General features: G+C 37.4%; 17 protein-coding genes. 8 read left to right on the top strand and 9 right to left on the bottom strand.

Translation table 11 applies throughout. From position 1 onward, the window contains the following. The first annotated feature begins 210 nt into the window (after positions 1-210). The 8 genes from gdhA (at position 211) to F0365_RS03260 (ending at position 12,932) form a co-directional block, all read left to right on the top strand. Positions 211-1,554 (top strand): NADP-specific glutamate dehydrogenase, encoded by a 1,344-nt coding sequence (gene gdhA, locus F0365_RS03295; protein WP_169932382.1) that lies wholly within the window; start codon positions 211-213, stop codon positions 1,552-1,554. Between the two features lie 197 nt (positions 1,555-1,751). Next, the gene (locus tag F0365_RS03290; protein ID WP_169932381.1) at positions 1,752-4,037 is read left to right on the top strand and encodes a T9SS type A sorting domain-containing protein; all 2,286 of its coding nucleotides are present in this window, start codon (positions 1,752-1,754) and stop codon (positions 4,035-4,037) included. Then, entirely contained in the window at positions 4,038-4,760 is a 723-nt protein-coding gene (recO, locus tag F0365_RS03285; RefSeq protein WP_169932380.1) for a DNA repair protein RecO, read from the top strand. Beyond that, the gene (locus F0365_RS03280) at positions 4,757-7,159 is read left to right on the top strand and encodes a TonB-dependent receptor plug domain-containing protein (RefSeq protein WP_169932379.1); all 2,403 of its coding nucleotides are present in this window, start codon (positions 4,757-4,759) and stop codon (positions 7,157-7,159) included. Before recO ends, F0365_RS03280 begins: the two co-directional genes overlap by 4 nt. 138 nt (positions 7,160-7,297) lie before the next feature. After that, positions 7,298-7,933 (top strand): ligase-associated DNA damage response endonuclease PdeM, encoded by a 636-nt coding sequence (pdeM, locus tag F0365_RS03275; protein ID WP_169932378.1) that lies wholly within the window; start codon positions 7,298-7,300, stop codon positions 7,931-7,933. Positions 7,934-8,081: 148 nt separating this feature from the next. After that, positions 8,082-8,927 (top strand): hypothetical protein, encoded by an 846-nt coding sequence (locus F0365_RS03270; protein ID WP_169932377.1) that lies wholly within the window; start codon positions 8,082-8,084, stop codon positions 8,925-8,927. Positions 8,928-9,058: 131 nt separating this feature from the next. Beyond that, positions 9,059-12,409, top strand: coding sequence for a transcription-repair coupling factor (gene mfd, locus F0365_RS03265; protein ID WP_169932376.1), 3,351 nt, complete (start codon positions 9,059-9,061; stop codon positions 12,407-12,409). Between the two features lie 4 nt (positions 12,410-12,413). Then, positions 12,414-12,932 carry a TrmH family RNA methyltransferase gene (locus tag F0365_RS03260; protein ID WP_169932375.1) on the top strand — a complete coding sequence of 173 codons (519 nt, stop codon included), beginning with the start codon at positions 12,414-12,416 and terminating at the stop codon, positions 12,930-12,932. 321 nt (positions 12,933-13,253) lie between these two features. Here F0365_RS03260 and F0365_RS03255 read toward each other — a convergent pair whose 3' ends face one another. From F0365_RS03255 to F0365_RS03215, 9 genes are all read right to left on the bottom strand, one after another. Continuing rightward, on the bottom strand, positions 13,254-13,688 hold the full coding sequence (locus F0365_RS03255) for a hypothetical protein (RefSeq protein WP_169932374.1): 435 nt from the start codon (positions 13,686-13,688) through the stop codon (positions 13,254-13,256). 90 nt (positions 13,689-13,778) lie between these two features. Then, positions 13,779-17,009, bottom strand: coding sequence for a carboxypeptidase regulatory-like domain-containing protein (locus F0365_RS03250; RefSeq protein ID WP_169932373.1), 3,231 nt, complete (start codon positions 17,007-17,009; stop codon positions 13,779-13,781). 116 nt (positions 17,010-17,125) lie between these two features. Continuing rightward, positions 17,126-18,757 (bottom strand): glucose-6-phosphate isomerase, encoded by a 1,632-nt coding sequence (gene pgi, locus F0365_RS03245; protein ID WP_169932372.1) that lies wholly within the window; start codon positions 18,755-18,757, stop codon positions 17,126-17,128. Positions 18,758-18,814: 57 nt separating this feature from the next. Continuing rightward, positions 18,815-20,068: a M23 family metallopeptidase gene (locus tag F0365_RS03240; protein ID WP_169932371.1), complete on the bottom strand. Its 1,254-nt coding sequence runs from the start codon at positions 20,066-20,068 to the stop codon at positions 18,815-18,817. Further along, positions 20,069-21,037 carry a tryptophan 2,3-dioxygenase family protein gene (locus tag F0365_RS03235; RefSeq protein WP_169932370.1) on the bottom strand — a complete coding sequence of 323 codons (969 nt, stop codon included), beginning with the start codon at positions 21,035-21,037 and terminating at the stop codon, positions 20,069-20,071. A 134-nt stretch (positions 21,038-21,171) separates the two neighbouring features. Beyond that, complete coding sequence (locus F0365_RS03230) at positions 21,172-21,975, bottom strand: DUF3108 domain-containing protein (protein ID WP_240961861.1); 804 nt, start codon at positions 21,973-21,975, stop codon at positions 21,172-21,174. A gap of 86 nt (positions 21,976-22,061) precedes the next feature. Next, positions 22,062-23,225: a 4-hydroxyphenylpyruvate dioxygenase gene (gene hppD, locus F0365_RS03225; RefSeq protein ID WP_169932369.1), complete on the bottom strand. Its 1,164-nt coding sequence runs from the start codon at positions 23,223-23,225 to the stop codon at positions 22,062-22,064. Between the two features lie 114 nt (positions 23,226-23,339). Continuing rightward, on the bottom strand, positions 23,340-23,924 hold the full coding sequence (locus F0365_RS03220) for a hypothetical protein (RefSeq protein ID WP_169932368.1): 585 nt from the start codon (positions 23,922-23,924) through the stop codon (positions 23,340-23,342). A gap of 21 nt (positions 23,925-23,945) precedes the next feature. Next, the gene (locus tag F0365_RS03215) at positions 23,946-25,103 is read right to left on the bottom strand and encodes a homogentisate 1,2-dioxygenase (protein ID WP_169932367.1); all 1,158 of its coding nucleotides are present in this window, start codon (positions 25,101-25,103) and stop codon (positions 23,946-23,948) included. Between the last annotated feature and the right edge of the window lie 170 nt (positions 25,104-25,273).

The raw sequence follows: 25,273 nt of genomic DNA, 5'->3' as shown, positions 1-25,273 counted from the left end.
CAAATATAACAAAATGTAGTTCATACAAACATTAAACTTTAGGCATAATACCTTTAGCATTAGATGAACTGCAAATTTTACCGCAACATGGTCTGTTAAAGCTAAGGTTATAACTGTAAATATATTGGTAAAAAAAACCATTCAATACGCTATAATATTATATTTGCACCACGAACGAAAACGTTTTCTTAAAGGAAAAAATTAAAGATAATGGAAAAAAACATCCAAGATTTTATCGATTTGATAAAAAGTAAGAACCCTAACGAACCAGAATTCATCCAGGCAGTAGCTGAGGTGGCTGAAGCCGTTATACCTTTTATCGAGAATAATCCCAAATACGCTAGCGATAAACTGCTAGAACGTATGGCAGAGCCAGAACGTGTAACCATGTTCCGTGTGCCATGGACAGATGATAGTGGGGAAGTGCAGGTAAACCGAGGTTATCGCATTCAGATGAATAGTGCTATAGGTCCCTATAAAGGTGGATTGAGATTTCACCCTTCTGTGAATTTGAGTATTCTTAAATTTCTTGCTTTTGAGCAAGTGTTTAAAAATAGCCTGACCACATTGCCCTTAGGTGGTGGAAAAGGTGGTGCTGATTTTAACCCTAAGGGAAAGTCAGACCGTGAAGTGATGCGTTTTTGTCAGTCCTTTATGGTAGAGCTTCAACGTGTTATCGGTGCTGATACTGATGTTCCAGCAGGTGACATAGGTGTAGGAGGACGTGAGATAGGCTATCTTTTTGGTTATTATAAAAAATTGAGAAATGAATTTACAGGTATTCTTACCGGTAAAGGACGTTCTTATGGAGGTTCATTAGTACGTCCAGAAGCAACAGGTTACGGTAATGTTTATTTTGCCGAAAACATGTTGAAGACACGTGGTGAGAGCGTAAAAGCAAAAACCGTTGTGATTTCTGGATCTGGAAATGTAGCACAATATGCTGCAGAGAAAATCCTTCAAATGGGAGGTAAAGTAGTTACCATGTCAGATTCTGGTGGTTATATTTACGATAAAGACGGTATCGATGCAGATAAACTAGCGTTTATAATGGATCTTAAAAATAACAAGCGTGGTCGTATTTCTGAGTATATAGATACGTATCCAAATGCTACCTATCATGAAGGGGAACGCCCTTGGTCTGTAAAATGTGATATCGCATTGCCATGTGCTACTCAAAATGAGCTTAATGAAGAAGAGGCAAAAACACTTGTTTCTAATGGATGTATTTGTGTAGGTGAGGGAGCTAACATGCCATGTACTCCAGAAGCGATCGAATATTTCTTAGAAAAGAAAATTTTATTCTCACCTGGAAAGGCCTCTAACGCTGGTGGTGTTGCTACTTCTGGCCTTGAAATGTCTCAAAACTCTATGCGTTACAGCTGGAGTGCTGAAGAGGTAGACAATAAACTTCACAGCATCATGAACGATATTCACGAAGCTTGTGTAACCTACGGAAGTGATAAGGATGGATTTGTAGACTATGTGAAAGGAGCAAACATTGCGGGTTTCGTTAAAGTTGCAGACGCTATGCTGGCACAAGGAATTGTGTAGTACTACAAGATTGATATAGCTTTTGCTTTCTGTTTTCTTAAGGAAATAGAAGTTCAAGCAGAATTTGATTCAGTGCGAAAGCGCAATTAAAAACAATACAAACCTCTGTAAAAGCTACAGAGGTTTTTTAATGCCTTAAATTAAGTTTATTTTTGTGCGTATTCATCATATACTAAAGATGGGTACGTTATAGGTGTATGAAAAAAATTGTCCTTATTGTTTTATTGGTTTGCAACTTCACCGTTGCTCAAGATTTTTCAAATTCTTGGGAAGGTCTTTTCTCGTTTACTACTATTGTAGATATTGAGGAATCGGCAACATCAGTTTATGCTGCCAGTGAAAATGCCGTCTTTATATACGATCTCAGTTCGAGAACATTTACCACCTTAACAACAGTGAATGGCCTTAGTGGAGATGAGATAAGTCAGATCCATTATAGTGAAGATAAATCGGTATTGGTGATAGGTTATGAAAACGGTTTGCTTCAAATAATCGATCAAGATGGAGAAGTAATAGACGTAGTGGCTATAAAAGACAAACAAGTCATCCCTCCAGATGATAAAAGAATCAATGAGTTTAAGGAAAGTGGGGACCTTATTTATATTGCTACAGACTTTGGGATTGCGATTTATAATTTAGACCGATTAGAATTTGACGACACTTACTTTATAGGCGACAATGGTGGGCAAATTGAAATCTTATCCATAGAGATTTACCAAGACTTTCTTTATGCTGCCACGAGAAGCTCAGGGATTAGAAGAGCGAGTATTATTGACCCGTTTTTAATTGATTTTATGAACTGGAGTGAGATCAATGGTTCCTTATTTAGTGAAGTCACTAGCTTTAATTCTCAGCTATATGGACTTTCTCTCTCCAGGCAGGTTTTTCAGATGGGAACGGCTAATTTTCAACCTACGACAACTACTTTAAATGCGGTAGCGATAGATGCGCATTCAAGCGATGTATTTTTTACAGTAGCCACACCTAATGCCATACAGGTCTTTGATACTAATTTTGTCGAGATACTGAGTTTAACAACCTTAGGAGGTCTCAATTATAATTTCACTCAAGCGATTAGTTTAGGTAATGATCTGTTCATAGGAACCGAAACTGCGGGGATGATTAGAGTAAATATTCAAGACCAGACCGACTTTGAATTTATTGTAGCAGATGGGCCTACTAGAAACAGAGCATTTTCTATAGCAGCTTCCCCAGATGAGTTATGGGTGGCCTATGGAGATTACGATGAGTTGTACAATCCATTCCCATTAGAACGATTAGGAGTGAGTCATTTAGTAGTAGAGGAAGGTTGGACTAATTTTGAAGCTCCCGATGTTTTAAATATCGCCAGTATTTCTACGATTACAATAAACCCAGATAATACTGATGAGGTATACCTCAACTCTATGCATGATGGATTGTTAGAGTTTACTGATGGAGTGGCAACTACTTTATACGGGATCAACAACAGCACGTTAGAAAGTATTCTTCCTCCGGCAATTGACTTTGTAAGAATTTCCAATAGTGTTTTTGACAATCAAGGGAACTTATGGAGTCTGGCAAATAAAGTGGATAATGCTCTCAATAGAAGAACTCCTTCTGGACAATGGACCAGTTTTGATGTGAGTGAAGAAGTCGCTAGTATTGCTATTGATCAAGGAATAACTAGAATAGTAGCAAATAATAACGGGACTATTTTTTTCGGTACCATTGCAAATGGTCTTGTAGGATTTGATCCTGCTACAAATCAGTTTGCAAATCTTATTGACGACGTAGGTTTAGGGAACTTAGTAAATAGTTATGTAACCACCTTGCGATTAGATTTAAACGGACAACTATGGATAGGATCTAATCAGGGGTTAAGAGTTCTTTTTAATCCCAACAGTATGTTTTCAGAAAATCCTAGTGATGCAAGATCTATAATAATAGAAGACACTAACGGAATACCGCGCGAGTTGCTAGCAGATGAGGCTGTCCTAGATATCGAAATAGATGGAAATAATAACAAATGGGTAGCAACTGCTAGTTCTGGTGCCTTTTTATTCTCTCCTTCTGGTAGAGAAACTCTTTTTCAATTCACAACAGATAATTCACCGCTGCCTACAAATTCTGTAAACGATATAGCTATTGATGAGTCGACTGGCAAAATTTACTTTGCGACCGATAAAGGTATTGTCGCCTTTCAAGGAGAACGATCCAGTAAACCACAAGAAGATTTAGAAAATGTAAGAGCTTTTCCTAACCCGGTACGTCCAGGCTTTGATGGTAATGTTACTATCGACGGATTAACTGATAGGGCTCGTGTAAAAATTACAGATATAGAAGGAAACCTTGTTTATGAAGCCGTTTCACAAGGAGGAAGCATTCCTTGGGATACCCGGAGCTTTTCTGGGAATAAAGTAGCTTCTGGAGTATATTTTTTGTTTATTTCTACTAGGGATAATATAGAAACTACTGTTTCTAAATTGATGATTGTTAGATAAATGCTTGTAAAAACACCAGCAATAGTATTATCTGCTATAAAGTACAGCGAGTCAGACCTTATTGCAAGATTATATACTAGAGAATTAGGTACGCAATCCTTTATTCTTAAAGGAATCCGTAAATCTAGAAAAGGGAAATTGCGCAGTTCCTTTTTCCAGCCGTTGACCCAACTAGAAATAGAAACTCAGCATAAAGGAAAAGGAACGCTGGAATATATCAAAGAGGCACGGGTTATCTTTCCTTACCAAAACATGCATAACGATATTGTAAAAAGCAGTATGACTCTGTTTTTTTCTGAAGTACTGTCCCAACTTCTTACAGAGCAACAGCCTGATGAAGAGCTATTTGAATACCTTTCATCTGTTTTTCAATACTTAGACCAGTCGGAACATGTAGCAAACTTTTCCATTAAAATATTACTGGATATGACCTTTTTTTTAGGCTTTCAACCAGATGTGACCACTTCAGATGCTACCTACTTTAATATGTTGAATGGGAATTTTGATGAAAACGGGTTACAACCACATCACTTAACTGATGTGGAAAGTGAGCAATTAAAAACCTTCATAGGCACGAACTTTGATAACCTACATAAAATAAAAATGAATCGAGAACAGCGTAATGGCCTATTAAATTTGGTCATTGCGTATTTTCAGATACATTTGCAAACTTTTAAAAAACCCCATTCGTTATCAATTTTAAAGCAACTTTTCGACCATTGAAATTAGCACCTATCTTGTTTGTTTTTTTAGGCTTTTTTAGCACAGCACAAACGGTTACGATTTTAAATAAAGTCACTCAGGAGAAGTTAGCTTCTGTAGCTGTTTATAATAAAGACAAAAGTGTTAGTGCTATCTCTGATTTTGAGGGGCAAGTTTCCTTAGATATGTTTTCAAAATTTGACCGTATCTATTTTCAAAGTATGGCTTTTGAAACCTATGTTATTGATAAAAGAGATATAAAAAGTAGGGGCGAGCAAATCCTGATGACCCCTAGATCAGAAAAAATAAACCCTATCGTTATTTCTGCATCTAAGTTTGAACAACGCAAACAAGATATTCCTCAAAAGATCATCTCTCAAAGTGCAGAAGAGGTGCTGTTTAGTAACCCACAGACCAGCGCAGACTTATTACAACAGTCAGGACAAGTTTATGTTCAAAAATCACAACAAGGCGGCGGAAGTCCCTTAATAAGAGGATTTTCAACTAACAGATTATTGATTACAGTGGACGGAGTGCGCATGAACAATGCTATTTTTAGAGGCGGGAATCTTCAGAATGTCATTTCTATTGACCCTTTAAGTATTGATCATACGGAGGTTATTTTAGGTCCAGGAAGCGTTGTTTATGGTAGCGATGCGATAGGTGGGGTAATGAATTTTTACACAAAAAAACCTCAATTTGCCTCAGATTCTACTTTGTTTTCTGGGAATGCAGTTCTAAGATATGCTGCTGCCAATAATGAAAACACAGCGCATTTAGATTTTAATTATGGTACAGAGAAGTTTGCTGCTGTAACCAGTATCAGCATGAATTCTTTTGGAGATTTGAAGATGGGTTCTCATGGACCAGATGAATACCTTAGAAATCAGTATGTAGATAGAATTAACGTACAAGATGTGCTTATAGCTAATGGAGATCCAGAAAAACAAATTCCTACAGCTTACGATCAAATAAATTTATTACAAAAATTCAGTTACCAACCTAATCAACGTTGGGAAGTTGATATGGGATTGATTTATACAGCTACAGGTAACTTCTCTAGATACGATGTGCTGACCAGATATAGAGATAATGGAAATCCCCGTAGTGCACAATGGTATTACGGCCCTCAAAAATGGTTGATGGTAAATGCCAAAGCTACACATAGAGGTGATGGAAAATGGTACGATAAAGCTATATTCTCTCAAGCATATCAGCAGTTTCAAGAAAGCCGCAACAACCGCTCTTTTCAAGATTCAGAGCTGTTTCAGACCAAAGAGCAAGTTGATGTATGGACAACTTCTGTTGATTTTGAAAGGCGCAACAGAGAGAATAATGTGTTGTTTTACGGCACAGAATTTATTCACAATCGCGTAGGCTCTATAGGTAGCGTATTTGATATTGATACAGAGCAACGGGGAGCTGCGCCGAGCAGGTATCCCGATGGTTCCTCCTGGAGATCACTAGCAGCATATGCAAATTACCAATGGAGAGTAGATTCCAAGCTTGTCGTGCAGTCAGGGTTGAGGTACAATCACATATGGCTAGATGCTCGATTTGACGACCAATTTTACGACTTCCCTTTTGAGGAGGCACAATTGAGTACTGGTGCATTAACGGGTGCGCTTGGGGCCACATATCTTCTAGAGAAAACCTGGGAGTTGAGAGCTAATTTCAGTACGGCTTTTAGAGCACCTAATGTGGATGATATAGGTAAGATCTTTGACCCTAGCCCAGGAACCGTGATTATTCCTAATCCAGATCTAGAATCAGAGTATTCTTATAACTCAGAGTTAGGGGTTAAAAAACGCATCAATGATAAATTCACTTTTGACATTTCGGGTTACTATACTTATTTAAAAGATGCTTTAGTTCCTAGAAATTACCAACTCAACGGTGAGGACATGATTTTGTATCAAGGAGAATTAAGTCAGGTACAAGCCATACAAAATGCCGAAAGCAGCATTGTTTATGGCGTAGAAATAGGGGCACAATACGAGATTAATGACCAGGTGCGCATCTACGGCCATTACAACTGGCTCAATGGGGAGCAAAAGGAACTTGATGGTTCTAAAGTGGCAGTGCGCCATGTGTCCCCTAGTTTTGGTGATGCGCACATGGTGTATCAAAATGATCGATTACAATTGGACGCTTTTGTTATGTTTAACGGTCAGTTTGAATTCAATGACTTGGCACCTAGCCAGCAATCTCGCCCTTATTTATATGCGTTGGACAAGAATGGAAACCCTTACTCGCCGCGATGGTACACCATGAATTTGAGATCCAGTTACAAAATCAACAAGGGTTTAACGGCTACGGCAATTTTAGAAAACATAACAGATCAACGTTACCGTACCTATTCTTCGGGAATTGCTGCCGCTGGACGCAATCTTATTCTCTCGTTACGATATGTTTTTTAGAAAGGTCTTGTTGCTACTCTTGTTTTCGCCCTGAGCGAACTCCTGATAAACTTCTATTTCAACAGAAATAAAAAGCGTAGTACTCATCCATCTGTAAAGAGATAAATAACTTATTAGCATTCACAATCAGCTTAGAAAATGGCATTAAAAGTAACACTTCAAGATCAAACCTTTCAATTGCATCGCAGTGGTGCGTGTTATTGGGAAGAGCAAGATGTGATTCTCCTCGCTGATGTTCACTTAGGGAAGAGTGCACATTTTAGAAAGCACGGTATGGCCGTCCCTTCTCAGGCAGACGATCAGGAATACGATAAACTCAACCAAATCATAGAAGAATTCCAGCCTTCTAGATTGTGGTTTTTAGGAGATTTATTTCATTCTTATAAAAATACAGAATGGCATTTCTTTGAACAGTGGATGCGCTCTCAAGAAATAGAAATTGCGCTGGTTATGGGAAACCATGATGTTATTTCTAGAGACTCTTTTGAGCAGTTGGGAATGAAAACTTACGATGTGCTCCATATGGGAGACTTATTTCTGACACATCATCCAGAAGAAATACAAGGGAAGTATAACATTGCTGGTCATGTACATCCATCAGTAAAACTACAGGGAATAGGAAGGCAAAAAATAAAACTTTCCTGTTTTTTTTGTACAGAACACGGGATGATATTGCCTGCTTTTGGAGATTTTACGGGAACCTACTCATTACCACCTAAAAAAGGAAATAGAATTTTTGTCATAGCAGATGATGAAGTGGTGGAACTTCACTGAAATTGAAATTGAAAAATGGCAATTATTCATTCCAGGCTACACTTTTGGATATGAATTTGTCATTCATATCAGATCTTTAGACTATAAAACTTCAGAAAAATTAAGCGGATGTCTTTAACCTTGTCAAAAGACTACCTATCTTTAGAACATGTCTAGAAAACTTACTTCCATTTTAAATTTATTAAGCGTCATCATTCTTATTGCGTGGAATGGATATGCTAACACAGGAAATTACAATGGTAAAAGCGTGGGGGAGCTAAGTGCCGAGTACGATAATCTCTTTACCCCAGCTTCTTATGCTTTCTCTATTTGGGGGGTTATTTTCTTGATGTTAACGATTTTTGGACTCTATGGAGTTTACGTTTCCTTTTCTAAAAAGCATCAGGCAGAAAAGAAAAATTATAAAACTGATTTTATACTAACCACAAGCCCTTGGTTTCTTGCTGCAAATATTTTTTGTGGTTTATGGGTTGCCTTATGGTTGGATGAGCACATTGCCGCTTCTGTAGTGATGATGCTGGGAATCTTATTCTGCTTGTTAATGTGCGTGCGTCAGTTGGATATGGAAATTTGGGATGCTCCATTTCCTATTATTGCATTAGTCTGGTGGCCTTTGTGTTTGTATTCAGGTTGGATAAGTGTGGCAACTATTGCAAATATTGCTGCTTGGTTAAATGGAACCTATGAAATTGCCTTGGATACTCAAGTCATAGTCACCATCCTAATGATTTTTATCGCTTTTGTGATTAATTCGCTAATGATATGGAAGCGTAGCATGCGCGAATTTGCAATGGTGGGTGTTTGGGCGCTTGTTGCTATTTTCGTTCGCTTTCAATCAGAAACAATATTGGATGCATCTAGTGCACAGTTGATCGCCTATACTTCGTTAGGTCTTGCTATCGCTTTATTTATACAATCAGGAATTCACGGATCTATAAATGGCAAAAGCAATCCATTTAAGAAATTTCTGGAATGGAGAGCAGCTAACGGCTAGATTATTTTCTTCTTTTTAATCAGCGACACTTCTTTTTTAGTGGGGCTTTGTACAAGTAAATGCAACTTCTATTAAAGAAATCTCAATATTCTATATAAACTTTAACTAGAACGTATCTTTGCGATCCTATTATGAGTTTTACTACTATTCAAAACCAATTTTCACAAGCTGCACCAACGCAAAGCTTGAGGCAAATCGCAGCACAGTCTCAAGGATTGTCAACGATAAGCGGGCTCAACGGGAGTTCCATTTCTATTGTTCTTAAAACTGTTTTCAAGGATGCTGACAAGCCTTTTATGTTGATCTGCAACGACAAGGAAGAAGCTGCATTTTATTTGAACGACCTAGAAAAGATGGTTGGCGAACAAAACGTACTGTTCTATCCTGGAAGTTACCGGCGACCTTACCAAGTAGAAGAAACAGACAATGCAAACGTACTCTTGCGCGCTGAGGTGCTTAACCGTATCAACTCACGCAAAAAACCAGCAGTGATTGTTACTTATCCAGACGCGCTTTTTGAAAAAGTAGTTACCCGTAAGGAGTTAGATAAAAACACGCTTAAAATTGCGGTAGGTGATCAAATATCTATTGAGTTTGCTAATGAGGTGTTGTTTGAGTATAAATTCAAGCGAGTTGATTTTGTAACAGAACCTGGAGAGTTTTCTCTACGCGGTGGAATTCTAGATGTGTTTTCTTTTTCGAATGACGAACCTTATCGCATCGAGTTTTTTGGAAATGAGATCGATTCTATACGCGTATTTGATGTGGAAACACAACTCTCAAAAGAGCAAACAAAAAAAATCTCCATTATTCCTAATGTGGAGAATAAGCAGTCTGAAGAAACTCGGGAGAGCTTTTTAAAATACCTTTCTAATAATACGGTGGTTTTCTCGATGAATATGGATTTGTTATACAGTCGTGTGGATTCGCTTTTTGCGAAAGCGGAACAGGCATATAATGAGTTGCAAGGAGAAGTAAGGCAGTTGACACCTCACGAAATTTTCAGTGATAGCAAGTTGATCAAAACACAGCTTAAGCAATACAATCATATCGTATTTACTACCTCAAGTGGGGTAGTAGTTTATAACACATCACCGCAGCCTAGTTTTAACAAGCAGTTTGATTTACTGATTGAAAATTTAAAGGAAAACGAGTCAGCCGGATATAAAAATTACCTTTTTTGCAGTAGCGAGCAGCAAGCCAAACGTTTTCATGACATCTTTGACGATATGAAAGCTGAGGTGCAGTATGAAACATTCGTGATGCCTCTGTATCGAGGTTTTATAAGTCATGATTTGCGAATGGTTTGTTATACTGATCACCAAATATTTGATCGGTACCACAAGTTTCATTTAAAGAACGGTTATGCAAAAAAGCAGGCGATCACCTTAAAGGAACTCAACGTATTAGTCATAGGAGATTACGTAACACATATTGACCACGGGATCGGGAAGTTTGGCGGATTACAAAAGATAGATGTGAACGGTAAAAAGCAAGAAGCGATCAAGCTGATTTATGGGGAGCGTGATATCTTATATGTTTCTATACATTCTTTACACAAAATCACCAGATATAGCAGTAAGGATGGCAAGCCCCCGAAGGTATATAAGTTAGGCAGTCCAGCATGGAAAAAATTAAAGGCTAAAACCAAGACGAGAGTTAAGCAAATCGCCTTTGACCTGATTAAATTATATGCCAAACGTCGTGCACAAAAAGGATTTCAATATGCGCCAGATGGGTATTTACAAAATGAGCTGGAAGCTAGCTTTATCTATGAAGACACTCCAGATCAAAGCAGTGTGACGGATGATGTAAAGAAAGACATGGAGAGCGACCGTCCTATGGACCGACTTGTGTGTGGTGATGTAGGCTTTGGAAAAACAGAAGTGGCCATAAGAGCAGCTTTTAAGGCGGCCGTTAATGGCAAGCAAGTGGCCGTGCTTGTTCCAACTACTATCCTTGCATTTCAACATGCAAAAACATTTAATGAACGCCTTGTAGATCTTCCTGTAAAAGTGGATTATTTAAATCGATTTAGAACTGCTAAAGAACGTAAAGGAGTCTTGGAAGGGCTAGAAAATGGCTCTATTGATATCGTTATCGGCACGCATCAATTGGTGAGTAAATCTATTGTTTTTAAAGACCTAGGACTGCTAATTATTGATGAAGAACAGAAATTTGGTGTTGCGGTGAAGGACAAGCTCAAAACACTTAAAGAAAATATAGATACGCTTACATTGACGGCCACACCTATACCTAGAACTTTACAGTTTTCTTTAATGGCGGCACGTGATTTAAGTGTGATTAAAACACCGCCACCTAACCGACATCCGGTAGAGACCAATGTGGTGCGTTTTAGTGAAGAAATCATACGAGATGCGATCAGTTATGAGATTTCTCGTGGAGGACAAGTATTCTTTGTTCACAACCGTATTGAGAATATCAAAGAAGTCGCTGGAATGATACAGCGTTCTGTTCCCGATGCAAAAATAGGTATCGGTCACGGACAGATGGAAGGAAAGAAACTAGAAAACCTGATGCTTGCCTTTATCAATGGAGAGTTTGATGTGCTGGTTTCTACTACGATTATTGAAAGTGGTTTAGATGTTCCTAACGCCAACACGATTTTCATCAACAATGCTAATAATTTTGGACTTTCAGACTTGCACCAGATGCGTGGTCGTGTAGGTCGCAGTAATAAGAAAGCATTTTGTTACTTTATTACACCTCCTTATGATGTGATGACTGAGGATGCTAGAAAACGTATTCAAGCATTAGAAATGTTCTCAGATCTGGGCAGTGGGTTTAATATTGCTATGAAGGATCTTGAAATAAGAGGCTCTGGAGATATTTTAGGTGGTGAGCAAAGTGGTTTCATCAACGAAATAGGCTTTGATACCTATCAAAAAATATTGAGCGAAGCCATCACAGAATTAAAAGAAAATGAGTTTGCTGATCTTTATGAGACCAATGATAAAGAGAAGAAACACGTTACTGAGGTCACTGTAGATTCTGATTTTGAATTGCTCTTTCCAGATGATTATATCAACTCCATTACAGAGCGTTTGTCTTTGTATTCTAAGCTCAACGAGGTGGAAGATGAAAAAGCTTTAGACACTTATAAGAAAGAGCTTATAGACCGATTTGGGGAACTTCCGGAAGAAGCAGAGAATTTACTGACTAGTGTAAGAATCAAATGGGTGGCTACTCGATTGGGATTAGAAAAGATTGTGATGAAAGAAGGCAAGTTTATAGGATACTTTATCTCTGATCAACAAAGCGGTTTCTATCAAAGTGAATCCTTTTCTAGAGTCTTAAAAGCGGTGCAGACCAATCCTAAGATTTTAAGGATGAAAGAAAAACAAACGCGTTCAGGATTGCGATTGCTGCTTACGGTAGAAAATGTACGAACGGTAGATCGAGTTTACGATATACTGAACACGATTATGCCGGTTGCAGCAGCAGCAAGTAATCAAAACTAAAATATTGAAACAACTCACCCATTACGACATAAAAAACAATCAAAAGCAATTCCCCATTACTATTGTTTGTGATGCCATTAGAACTCCTGAAAATATAGGGATGTGTTTTCGTATTTCTGAAAGTTTGGGAGTTGAAAAAATATATTTTCATGAAAACTCACCTGCTGTTGAAAATAAAATCGTTAGGAAAACAGCAAGAAATACGATTCATCAAATAGAACACGATACCTATGCAGATTTTGCCTCAATCATACATAAATTAAAACAAGAAGGTCATGCGATTATTGGACTAGAAATTACTGATAAAAGCATGCGTATTCAAGATTTCGAATTCAAAAAGTATCAGAAAATTGTGTTGCTTTTGGGTAGTGAAAGAAGCGGAATTGAACATATAGATGCAGCAGATCATACGGTATCTATACCTATGTTTGGTGTAAATTCTAGTATGAACGTCATACACAGTTTGGCTATATGCTTGTATGAGATCACCAATCAGCTCTCCGTTAATGGCGGCGAAGAATAGTTTTAAAAAGCTGTAGTTTATTACTGGGATTATAATTTAATTTTATGATTGAAAACCCATTCCTAGCCCATCCCAAAAGTAAAGTGATTTAGGTAAGGACAACTATTTTTTAATACATAGTAGCCAATTCTAATTTGTAGTAACGCTAAACTATACTACAGCCATTTAAATACAAGTTTCAACAGTTTTATTTCCAAGATCTTATAACAAAATGCCTCGATCAAATGAATGACCGAGGCGTTTGTGTTTGTTAAGCTTTCGCATGCAGCTGCGTTAGGATCAACATTCTAAGAAAAAAATAGACAGCAGTATGAAAACATTTTATAACCACTGATTCCATGGCAACCTAGAAAGGACGACTAGAAATGCGAGGGTATAAAAAATAGCAAGCATTTTGAATTTGCCATTACTAACGATTTTCTTCTTGTGTTTGGAATAACCAACCGTAAGTAATGCTACTGCTATGATCATCATCAAAGGATGCTCTAAGGCTAGCAATCTTATTTCTGGTGTGCTCATTACTGTGGAGGTGTCATTGAATAACATGCTAGAGTATGGAGAAAGCGCCCAAAGTGCCAAGCCTATTAATAACTGAATATGTGTTACGATGAGTCCAACCAGTGCTAGACTGAAATCTGTGTTCCCAAATTCTTTCTTACCAAAATAACCTATTATAGCGTTGATGGTAGCTATGGCTAGAACCAGTAAAAGAAGGTAAGCCCATCCAGAGTGAGCCGATTTTAAAATGCTATACATAATGAAAAATATTTGGTTCAAAAATACTTTAAAAACAAAGAACCCTACTCGTTTTGAGTAGGGTTCTTGAAATTATGTTGAAAGTAACTCTTAGTTAAAGATATATCTAAGACCTACTTGCATTTGCCATCTGGAAGAACGAGTTCCTGCGTCATCAATTATCTCAAGTCCTTCCGCAAAGTTAGGGTTGAAAGAGAATTCTGGATCAACTCCATTTCTTTCTACTTCTACAATACCTACGTTAGAACTAATAAATCTTTGCTCACCCCAATCTTTGTTCAAGAAGTTGAAGAAGTTAAAGATGTCTAGAGAAAGTTGGAAAGTGTGTTCCTTATCGTTAAAGTTCAAGCTGAAATCTTGAAGAACTTTTAAATCAACAATGTGATTCCATGGTCCACGATCTCCGTTACGTTCTGCATATTCACCACGACGCTCACTTAAATAGTCGTTACTGTCTATGTAAGCATCAAGAGCTGCCCACTGATCTGCTGCAGAGATACCGTTGTTCTCTACCAAGTTGATTTCACTTTGATCTCTTGGGATATAGAACAATGCATTATCATTAGAGTCATCATTTAAGAGATCTCTTCCTTGATAAATATAGTTGATCGTACCACCTTGCTGTCCATTATAGAACATACCAAATGTAGTTCTGATATTCTCATTCCATTTTATTTCATATGAAGCGTTAGCAGATACTCTGTGTCCAAAGGCAAATTCAGAATTACCTATTCCAGCAGTATTTTTACCATTAACAGTTGCTACACCTCTCCATTGAGAACTGTTTTGTGAAGAAGTACCTTCAAAGATAGATTTTCCTTGTCCATAAGAGTAAGAAACCTGACCTCCAAAACCATTTTCAAAAGGCTTACTGATACTAAAAGTACCGTTGTATGACCATCCTTCGCTAGTATTAGTTCCTAAAATAACTCTTGAATAGGTGTCATCTACTTCGTCACGGCGATCATAGAACGGACGTCCATCAGCATTGTTTAAAGATTCTGTTGATGGAGTAAGGTTTAAGTTTTGATAAAAAATGTTGTTGATGGTCTCGTTGTACAAAAAGTCTGCACTTACGATTAATCCCCAAATATCAGTTTTTTGATCAATACCGATGTTGTACTTCATTACTTGAGGCAACTTGAAATCTGGAGCAAAGATGTCAATTTGTCCTCCTACAGCACCACTACCTGGAGCAGGAGCGCCATTCAAAGGTTGGTTAAAAGGATCAGCTACAAAAGTTTGGCTATCAAATGCATTAGCCTCACCTACACTTAATCCGTTGTTATTATAAGCACCACCTGGCCATACTAGAGGAATTCTAGAAGTAAAGATTCCTAAACCACCACGTATTTGAGTAGTTCTGTCACCAGTTACGTCCCAGTTAAAACCAGCACGCGGAGAAACATGTATCTGACTCTTAATTTTCTTACCTACTCTTGCACCTTCTAAATCATAACCTTCTGCTTCAAGCAGTCCAACGGTTCTGTTATTAAAGTCATCATTTACTGCTCCACTTTCAAAGAAAGGAACATCAAAACGCACACCATAAGTTAATTTAAAGTTATCAGCGATACTCCATTGATCTTGAGCGTAAAGTCCTAATTGAGAATATTGAAATTCAGCAGCTGCATTTTGAATGGCATCTCCAGAAGTTCCAGCTGGATCTACTAAAGAATAAGAATGAAAATAAGAATCTGCAAGAGCATCGTTGGTTGCATCATTGTCAAAATACGTATTGAAGTCTGCAAGTGAATTAAAGGTGTACTGACCATAATTTTGTCTTACAAATACGTTTCTGATGTTATAATTCTCAAAGTTACCTCCGAAAGTCATGTTGTGAGCTCCTTTAGAAACCTCAAAATTATTGGTAACTGTAAAGATGTTTTGTTCCAATATGTTAGCAGTTGAGAATGCTTCAGAACCAAAAGTGATGCGACCATCACCATCGTTGATCTGCACTCTTGGGAAAGGATTTCCTAGTGGATCACGGTTGTCATTTACAGAAGTGTAACTAACGATGAAATTGTTAGATAGGTTTCTACCATTAGTAGTGTTCCATTCTATGGTAGAGAAGTTCGTTTCGGATGGGAAAAATATACCAGCGTTAGCAAAGTTGATGTTTCTGTTATTGCTTTGGCTAGGAGATATAGATTCACCTTTTACATAATTATGCTTTGCAGTAATGGTGTTCTTGTCATCAAGATTATAGTCTAATTTGACAGTGAACTTTTCACTATTTAGTTCTGTAATAGTGTTTTCATACCCACCAGGATTGTAACCGAATGTGTTGATGATGTTGTCTCTTAGCGTATTGATTTCGGCAATACTGCTGTCTCCGTTATAGATATCAGATTCAAATGGTCTAGGCTCTTGTTCTCTTTGAATCTCTGCATTTACAAAGAAGAACAATTTGTCCTCAATGATAGGTCCTCCTACGCGCACACCATAAAGGTTTGCAGTAAAGTCATCTAATTTCTCACGGTTATCTTCACTGATACCTACTGGTGTTTTTCCAGCAAGATCTTGATTACGTGTATAGAAATAAGCACTTCCTTTTACTTCATTAGTACCAGAACGGGTAATAGCGTTGATAGCACCACCTGTAAAACCAGATTGTCTTACATCAAATGGAGCAACGTTAACTTGAATCGATTCAATCGCATCAATGGAGATAGGATTCACACCTATCTGGCCACCGTTAGTACCAGAACCTGCAAGTCCAAAAACGTCATTGTTTACCGCCCCATCAATAAAGATAGAATTGTAACGGTTGTTTTGACCTGCAATAGAGATCGCTCCACCTTCAGAAACTTGAGCTTGAGGAGTTTTTCTTAAGAAATCACCTAATCCTCTAGTTACAGAAGGCATGGTATTGAGTTCACGTTCAGAAATGTTAGTTTCTGTCCCCGTTTTACCAGAATCAAATATTCCATCTCTTACTGCATTAATAACGATAGTGTCAAGAGCATTAGATTCATCTGTCAAAGTGATACTGATTCTTTCAGACTCCCCTAATTGAAGGAAGATGTTTTCTAATTTTTCTTCTCTCTTACCTACGTAAGTAATACTAATCGTGTAAGGTCCACCTACACGCATGTTTGAAATACGGTAATAACCTTCTATGTCCGTAGAAGTAGCGTAGTTTGTTCCTGTAGGACCATGTACTGCGACAATGGTTGCTCCTAAAAGAGGTTCTTGGGCAGTATCTATGTTCTCCATGATACGACCGTTAATGCTTGAGGTAGTAACCTGCGCACTAACTGCGATGCAGCTTAAGAAAAGCCCGATTGCAAATAAAGTGTGTAATGTTCTGTTCATTTCAGAATAAGTTTAGTTTGATGCTGCAAAAATACATGTAAAATCAGCAAACCAATATTAAGCTAACATTAAGAAGTGAACAGCTTGTTAACGTTAATTAACTGAAAAAGAGAAATTTAATTATTTAGAGCAAAAAACTTTTGTAAAAGAGCGCTTGTGCTGGCGTCATGGCCGTCAGATTTGGAGTTTTCAATGTCGGTTAGAATAGCATCGGCTAAGACCTTTCCTAATTCTACTCCCCACTGATCATAACTGTATATGTTCCAGATCACTCCTTCGACAAATATTTTGTGTTCATACATAGCCACCAGCTTACCTATACTTTGCGGTGTAAGCTCGTCTATTAATATGGTAGTCGTAGGTTTATTTCCTTCAAAGACTTTGAAAGGAACCAGTTGGTCAATTTCAGTTTGTGGTTTTCCTGAGGAAGCTAAATCTTGGGCTGCTTCTTGACTTGTTTTTCCATTCATTAAAGCTTCTGTTTGTGCAAAGAAATTTGCCATAAGCTTGTTTTGATGGTCTGGGTGGTTGTATTTCGTTTTCGCGAAAGCGATAAATTGAGCAGGAATCAATTTAGTTCCTTGATGTATCAATTGAAAAAAGGCATGTTGTGAGTTGGTACCTGGTTCCCCCCAAACGATGTTCCCAGTTTCATAATTCACGTGATTTCCATTGCGGTCCACACTTTTACCGTTGCTTTCCATTATGGCTTGCTGTAAATAAGCTGGAAGTCTATGAAGGTATTGAGTGTAGGGTATTACAGCTTCACTTTGCGCTTTAAAAAAGTTGTTGTACCATATAGTAATTAAAGCTAACTGAACTGGAATGTTTTTATCAAAAGAGGTATTCCTGAAATGGATGTCCATATCATGAGCACCATCAAGCAAGCTCTGAAAATTTTTAGAACCTATTCCTAAGGCAACAGACATCCCTACGGTACTCCACAAAGAAAAACGGCCACCTACCCAATCAAACATAGGGAAAATATTTTCTTGATCAATTCCAAAATCTACGGCTCGTTGTACATTGCTACTTACCGCAATAAAATGCTTTGCTACTGCCGATGCTCCTACTTTATCAGTAAACCAATTTCTAATGGTTGTTGAGTTAGTAAGCGTTTCTTGCGTTCCAAAAGACTTAGAAACGATAACGAATAATGTTGTTTCGGGCTGGATCTTTTTTAAGGTTTCCTCCACATGATCTCCTTCTACGTTAGAGACAAAATGAAGGATAAGATCATTTTTATAAGCTTGCATGGCTTCATAGATCATCTCAGGTCCTAGATCGCTACCACCTATTCCTATATTTACAACGGTATCAAATTTCTTTCCATTTGCAGCAGTAATCTCTCCCTTATTTACGGCATCTACAAAAGCAAACATTTTCTTTTTGCTGGCAATTGCTGCGGTTACTTTTTCTCCTACTTTAGAGTTAGTGTCATGGGTTCTTAATGCGGTATGTAAAACGGCACGATTTTCTGTCACATTTATTTTCTCAGCATTAAAATAAGAATCAATAGCTTCTGTAAGATGACATTGGTTAGCGAGGTCTACTAATTTCTCTTGTGTTTCCTTAAGAATCAAATTTTTAGAAAGGTCTAAATAAAAATCTCCGTCTTGTATGGTCAGCTCTTTTGCACGATCAGGATTGTTTTGAAAGGCTTCTTTGAGGTTAAAGTTTTTTGCTGTTTTGTAATGATCTGCTAGCGCTTTCCATGCCGCAGTAGAAGTAGGGTTGATGTTTTTCATGATACAAGGAATTCTAAAAAGATCTATGAGTAATAAAGTTGGTGGTAAGGAACTAGTTTAAAGAATAGGGTTGCTTTCTTTGAAAGGTAATTGATCTATTTCTACTTTTAATGGAGCGACAAACTGAAGGTATTCCTCCATTTTTGCTTGAGGTAAGGGTTCTGCGCTAGGTAAGTTTTGTTTGTAGGGATCTACTTGTCTTCCATTGACCCAAAATCTATAACAAACATGAGGTCCAGTAGCGAGTCCTGTGCTTCCTACTGTTCCTATGATCTGACCTTGTTTTACACGCTGGCCCACTTTTACTTTACGCTTCGTCATGTGAAGGTATTGAGTAGAGTAGGTACTGCTGTGTTTTATTTTTACGTAATTACCGTTACCGCCAGTATAGCTGGACTTTGTGACCGTTCCATTTGCAGTGGCAACTATAGGAGTTCCATAGCCCGCGGCATAATCGGTTCCTTTGTGTGCTTTCCATCTTTTTTGAACTGGATGAAATCTTCTTTTTGTAAATCGGGATGAAATTCTGGAATAGTTCACGGGAGCTTTAAGGAAAAAACTTCGTAGTGTCTTACCTTTTTCATCATAGTAATCGCTCATTTGAGTCACTGTATCTGTGGTATAATCAAAGGCATAGAACGGTGTTTGATCAGTTTCAAAAACGGCAGCTTCTATTGATTCTATACCTGCGTAAATAGAGTCGTTAATGTAGCGCTCCTTGTAAATCATTTTAAAACGATCTCCTTTTTGAAGTTTAAAGAAATCTATGGACCATCTGTAGATGTCAGAGAGTTCATAGATAGCACTTATACCTAGACCTTCATCCTGCATTGCTTCCGATAATGTCGATTTGATGGTACCACTCGCTGTTTTTCTTTTGAAAGAAATGGGATGTTTATCTATATAAGCAGCTATGGTGTCGTTAAATTTCACCACTACATAATCCATTTTGCTAAGCTCGTAAATAAAGGCTTCTGGAGTATGAAGGCTGTCTTTTCTTTTTAAGATTTTAAAGGGTTTTCCAGCTTGTATTCTACGTAAATCGTAGATTTCATTGAGCCTATTTGCTGTTTGGTAAGCACTTTGTCCTTTGACAATATGATGGACGATTAAATCATTGAACGTCGCTCCATTTTTAACCGTGTCTGCAATGATCTCATATTCATTGAGGTCAAAACCATATTTCATTAAAGGCTTCACAATCTTAGGTGTGATTTTAACGATCTCTATTACAGATTCTCCAGTATTTTCTTTACAAGCCGTAAAGCTCAATGCCAGTGCTATACCAGCGATGAAATATTTATTCATCATTTATTTTGTGTTTAATAAGTGATCTACCCACTGTTTTCCCCAGTTATCGTGCTCTTCTTGCGTCCATAGCGATGGAAAAAATGAGATTTTTTGAAAACTAGGTGGTAGAAATTCCTTCCAGTTAGTTCCTCCAGTTGCTTTTACTGCTTTTCCTTCTTTGCGTAAATACCTATGTGCAGCTCCCATATGCATGAGCAACCAATTGATGTTTGCATTTTGGTCTAATACGCGCAATGCATCCTGAAGCTCTTGTGTTTGTTCTTCTTTTGGTAGTGCTAAGTAGCGTTGATTTAAGTTGGTGTGTTCTACTTCTTTTGCAATTCTTAAAAGTCTAGGAGTGTAACGCTTTTCAAACTGTTTTAGTGTGAGCGTTTTTTCTCCAGTATGCCTATCGATACCTCCTTTTTTCCAGTAGATATTTTCAAATAATTCTAGTTGTGTGTGGTTTTTTCCGCTTTCGCGAAAGCGAGACCTAACAGAGGGATGAACTAAATTAACTAAATCACTGCTATAGAACTCTATCATTCTAAACTGAGCACTCTGGAAGCCACTTGCAGGAAGTAAAGACATTCTAAATTTAAGAAATTGGTCGCGTTCCATTCCTTGAATCATCACTTCAAAGGAGTTGATCAATACGGTATAATACCTGTTGATACGTATTATTTTTTCTTTAAAGAATGTAGCTGTAAGCGGTTTGCTTTCTATGATTTGCATTTGTTCATGAATGATCAACTTGAAATACAATTCTGTGATCTGATGATAACTTATAAATATCATCTCGTCAGGAAACTCTGTAGACGTTACTTGAAGACTTAGTAAGGTGTCTAATCTTATATAATCCCAGTAAGTGGCATAGGTGTCATAAAGCAGTCCGTCTAAGTAAGATAGCATGTCTTGACCAGAATTTTTAAACTTATCCTCGAGCAATTTAATGCGCTGGGCAATTTCTGGGCTGATTTCTTCGGACATGTTGTTCATTTAGAATGACTGGCAAAAGTAGTGAACCTAGCGGGTTCTATCAATTCTTAAGGCCATAGTCTTAACTATATTTAACCTAAATACGATCAGGACTTATTTTCTTTATTATTAAGGCCTTAAAAGGGCTAGTTATCTGCTATAATCTGGAAAGAATGCTTCAGTCCTTTAAAGGATTCGAGGTCGGCAGTCAGGGAGCCTACAGCAAGTTTTGCGTTTATTCTCAAGGGTATTTTATTAGCATCTTTTGAGATCCACACGGTAAGACTTTCTTCTTCTTTAAAGACGCGACCTGATTGTACATAAGGTCTAAACTTCAGGGAAGCGACTTTGCCAAACTTTGTTTTTACGACTTCTTCACCTAAATACTTCAATTTAAATTCGAAATTCTCTTTGTCAAAAAACATAGGTAAAGTGAATTCATCTCCTAACTGAAGCGTTTCAATGTCTACCATATTTCTTAGATGATAAAAAGCACTGATCATATCTTGAGTAGAGGGCTCAATTTTTACCACAGTTTTTTCTTTATTCTTCTTATCGTTCACTAAAGCGGTGCCGGCTTCATGATCAAAATCTATTTGTATATGCTTAGTGTGTCCACCTTCGTCTATTTCACGTATAAAACGATATGGTTTTACCGTTTCACGATCTATATAAGTTTCATAATTATCATCTACTTTAAAGAAGAGGTGCAGTAATCCAGTAGATTTCCCTTTTCCTTTAATATGATAAACAGGCTTACCTTTAAGTCTTGCTTTATTCACTTGGAGTTCAGCATAGCTGGCATTAAATACACCGTAGTGAATTCTGAATTTAAACCACTCACCATCTTCAAAGGCCAGCTGCTCTGCAGCGCCTGTCGATAACGTACCTGGAGTAAAAGCTGTAGTTGTTACAAAAACAGCTATCATTAAAAAAATAATCTTTTTCATATTTATAAGAGTTGATCGTGAATTAGTCCCACCACCTTCTATTGCAAAGTCTATTCCAAAATGATAACTAACTAACTATCATTTTATTACAAAGTACCTCGTAAAGCTTGTTCTCTTTCTATTGCTTCAAACAGTGCTTTAAAGTTTCCTACTCCAAAAGATTGTGCTCCTTTGCGCTGTATAACTTCGATAAACATAGTCGGGCGGTCGACAACAGTCTTTGTAAATAATTGTAGTAAATAGCCTTCTTCATCTCTGTCTATAAGAATACCGTGTTTTTTCAACACTTCAACATCCTCGTCTATTTCACCTACACGTTCTATAAGATCGTCGTAGTATTCTTCTGGTACATAAAGAAACTCTACACCTCTATCTCTCATTGCGCTTACGGTAGCTACAATATCATCGGTAGCAACGGCAATATGTTGTACCCCAGGGCCATTATAAAAATCTAGGTATTCTTCAATTTGTGATTTCTTCTGTCCTTTGGCTGGTTCATTGATGGGGAACTTCACTCTACCGTTCCCGTTGCTCATCACTTTGCTCATCAAGGCAGTGTACTCTGTCGCAATATCATCGTCTGCAAAGGAGATGATTTGTGCAAAGCCCATAACTTCTCCATAGAATTTACACCAGGTATTCATTTCATCCCATCCTACATTTCCTACTATATGGTCTATAAATTTAAGGCCAACTGGTTCTGGGTTGTAATGAGATTCCCATTTTTTATATCCAGGGAGGAATATTCCCTTGTAGTTTTTACGTTCTATAAACAGGTGAACGGTTTCTCCATAGGTATAGATCCCAGATGTTACAACTTCACCATGCTCGTCTTCTTCTACGGTAGGCTCGAGGTAAGGCTTTGCCCCTCTTTTAGTAGTTTCTTCAAATGCTTTTCGAGCATCTTCTACCCAAAGGGCAACTACTTTTACTCCATCACCGTGAACGTTGATGTGCTTGTTGAGTTCTCCATCTTTTACTAGAGGCGTAGTAAGAACTAGTCTAATTTTACCTTGTTTTAAGACATAAGAAACTCGGTCTTTAAGTCCCGTTTCCAAACCGGCATAAGCTTCAGATTGAAAGCCAAAAGCAGTTTTATAAAAATGAGCACTTTGTTTGGCATTACCTACATACAGCTCTATATAATCAGTTCCCAGAAGGGGAAGAAAATCTTCGGCTTCTTTAAAAAGCTTCTTAAGGGAATACTCGGTGTTTTGTAGGTCTTTTAGGTTTTTGATATCTGCTGGCATATTGTATTTTTTAATGGAATAAATAAAGGGTTCTAGTAGTAGTAAAAGAAATCTTTACTACCACATGGCTCTTAAGTGAGTTGTTATATCTATACTTTTAAAAATCATAATTTTTTATTTTTGAGAAGTTTCTTCAGTGATTACCTCTTCTATTGGTAAGGCGGAATCAGTTTTTGTTTCCAATGTATCTGGTTCATTATCATCATCGTACTTCCGTTCCTCCTCGGTCTTAGAGGCTTCTGTTTCTTCAGAATTCCAAGTATTATTTTCGTAATAATTATTCCATTCTTTATCTCCCATTGTTAAAGTACTTTGAAATAAGGGAGTAAAGCTTAAAATTATCGTAATAAAGCTTACGATGGCCATTACTAAATTAAAAACTTTTGCATTGTATACGGATTTGTATGTTTTTTGAGAAAAATTATTTGGGTTTCCTTCATACTTTTTAATGCTTTTATGGGCAATTACAAAGCCTATGGTACTCAAAACAAAAGCAAAATAATAACCTCCAAAGCAACAACATAACATAAATAATACGGTAGATATGATCGCTAAAATCATCGCTATATTATCTGCAGGCAATTTTTCTCCTTGATGGGGAAATTGGTAATTCCCTTGGTTTTGGTATTGCTGCTGCTGTTGTCCATAATTATTAGACTGCTCCGATGAATTAGAATAATTAGGGTTGTTATTTTCCAATGTTATTTTTAAAATATTAAATTAATCCAACCAGCTTTTGTGATAACTGTCGTCTGCAATTTCTAATCCTTCTTTAGTAACCATTAAAGGTTTAAAAGTATCTACCATAACGGCGAGTTCTTCGGTCTTTGTTTTTCCGATACTTTTTTCAACAGTTCCTGGGTGTGGTCCATGAGGTATTCCAGCAGGATGCAAACTGATATGTCCTGCCTCAATATCATTGCGACTCATAAAATCTCCATCTACATAATAAAGCACTTCATCACTATCGATATTGCTATGATTATAAGGTGCAGGAATACTATTGGGGTGGTAATCGTATAATCGGGGTACAAAACTACAAACCACAAAAGCGTCTGTTTCAAAAGTTTGATGCACTGGCGGCGGCTGGTGAATGCGTCCTGTTATAGGTTCAAAGTCATGAATAGAAAAAGCATACGGGAAATTGTAGCCGTCGTATCCTACAACGTCAAAAGGGTGTGAAGCATAGACCATGTCAAAAATATCGTCTTGCTTTTTTACTTTTATTAAAAACTCCCCTTTTTCGTCATGTGTTTCTAGAGTTTCTGGTCTTCTCAAGTCTCGCTCACAAAAAGGGGCATGTTCTAACAATTGGCCAAACCAATTTCTATAGCGTTTAGGAGTATAAATAGGGCGTCTACTTTCAACAATAAAAAGTCTATTATCAGCGGTGTCAAAATCAATTTTATAAATAATACCCCGCGGTATCAATAGGTAATCTCCGTATTTAAAATCTAAATTTCCTAAATGAGTACGCAGTGTTCCTGTTCCTCTGTGGACAAAAAGCAATTCGTCTGCGTCGCTATTTTTATAGAAATAATCCTGAGTAGATTCTTGTGGTGCAGCAAGAATAATAGCTACGTCACTATTCATCAAAACGGTTTTACGGCTTTCTAGATAGTCGGCCTCGGGTTGTATTTGAAAACCTTTTAGACGGTAAGATTTAAGATGATTTTTCAGTGCTATTTCTGGTTTGACACTGTATTGATTTTTAATTTCTTTAACCATAGTAGGTCGGTACATATGGTAAGAATTTGTGGACATCCCGTCAAAACCTATGGTTCCAAAAAGTTGTTCTGAATAAAGAGAACCATCGGGTTTTCTAAATTGCGTGTGTCTTTTGGGTGGTATTTTACCCAGTTTATGGTAAAAAGGCATAGCTAGAAATTAAATCTCTCAAATTTCGGAAATTCTTTAGACCATTCCATGATTAAATGCTATTATTTAATTTTTTTATATTCGGAATGCGTTGATTTTATGTTCCACACCATATTAATTTCGCTTTTTTTAGCAACACTAGAGCGGGTACAGCATAGATTTAAAAAAAG

This window comes from Nonlabens sp. Ci31 (assembly GCF_012974865.1).
GTDB lineage: Bacteria > Bacteroidota > Bacteroidia > Flavobacteriales > Flavobacteriaceae > Nonlabens.
This window is presented reverse-complemented; position numbering and strand designations above follow the sequence as displayed.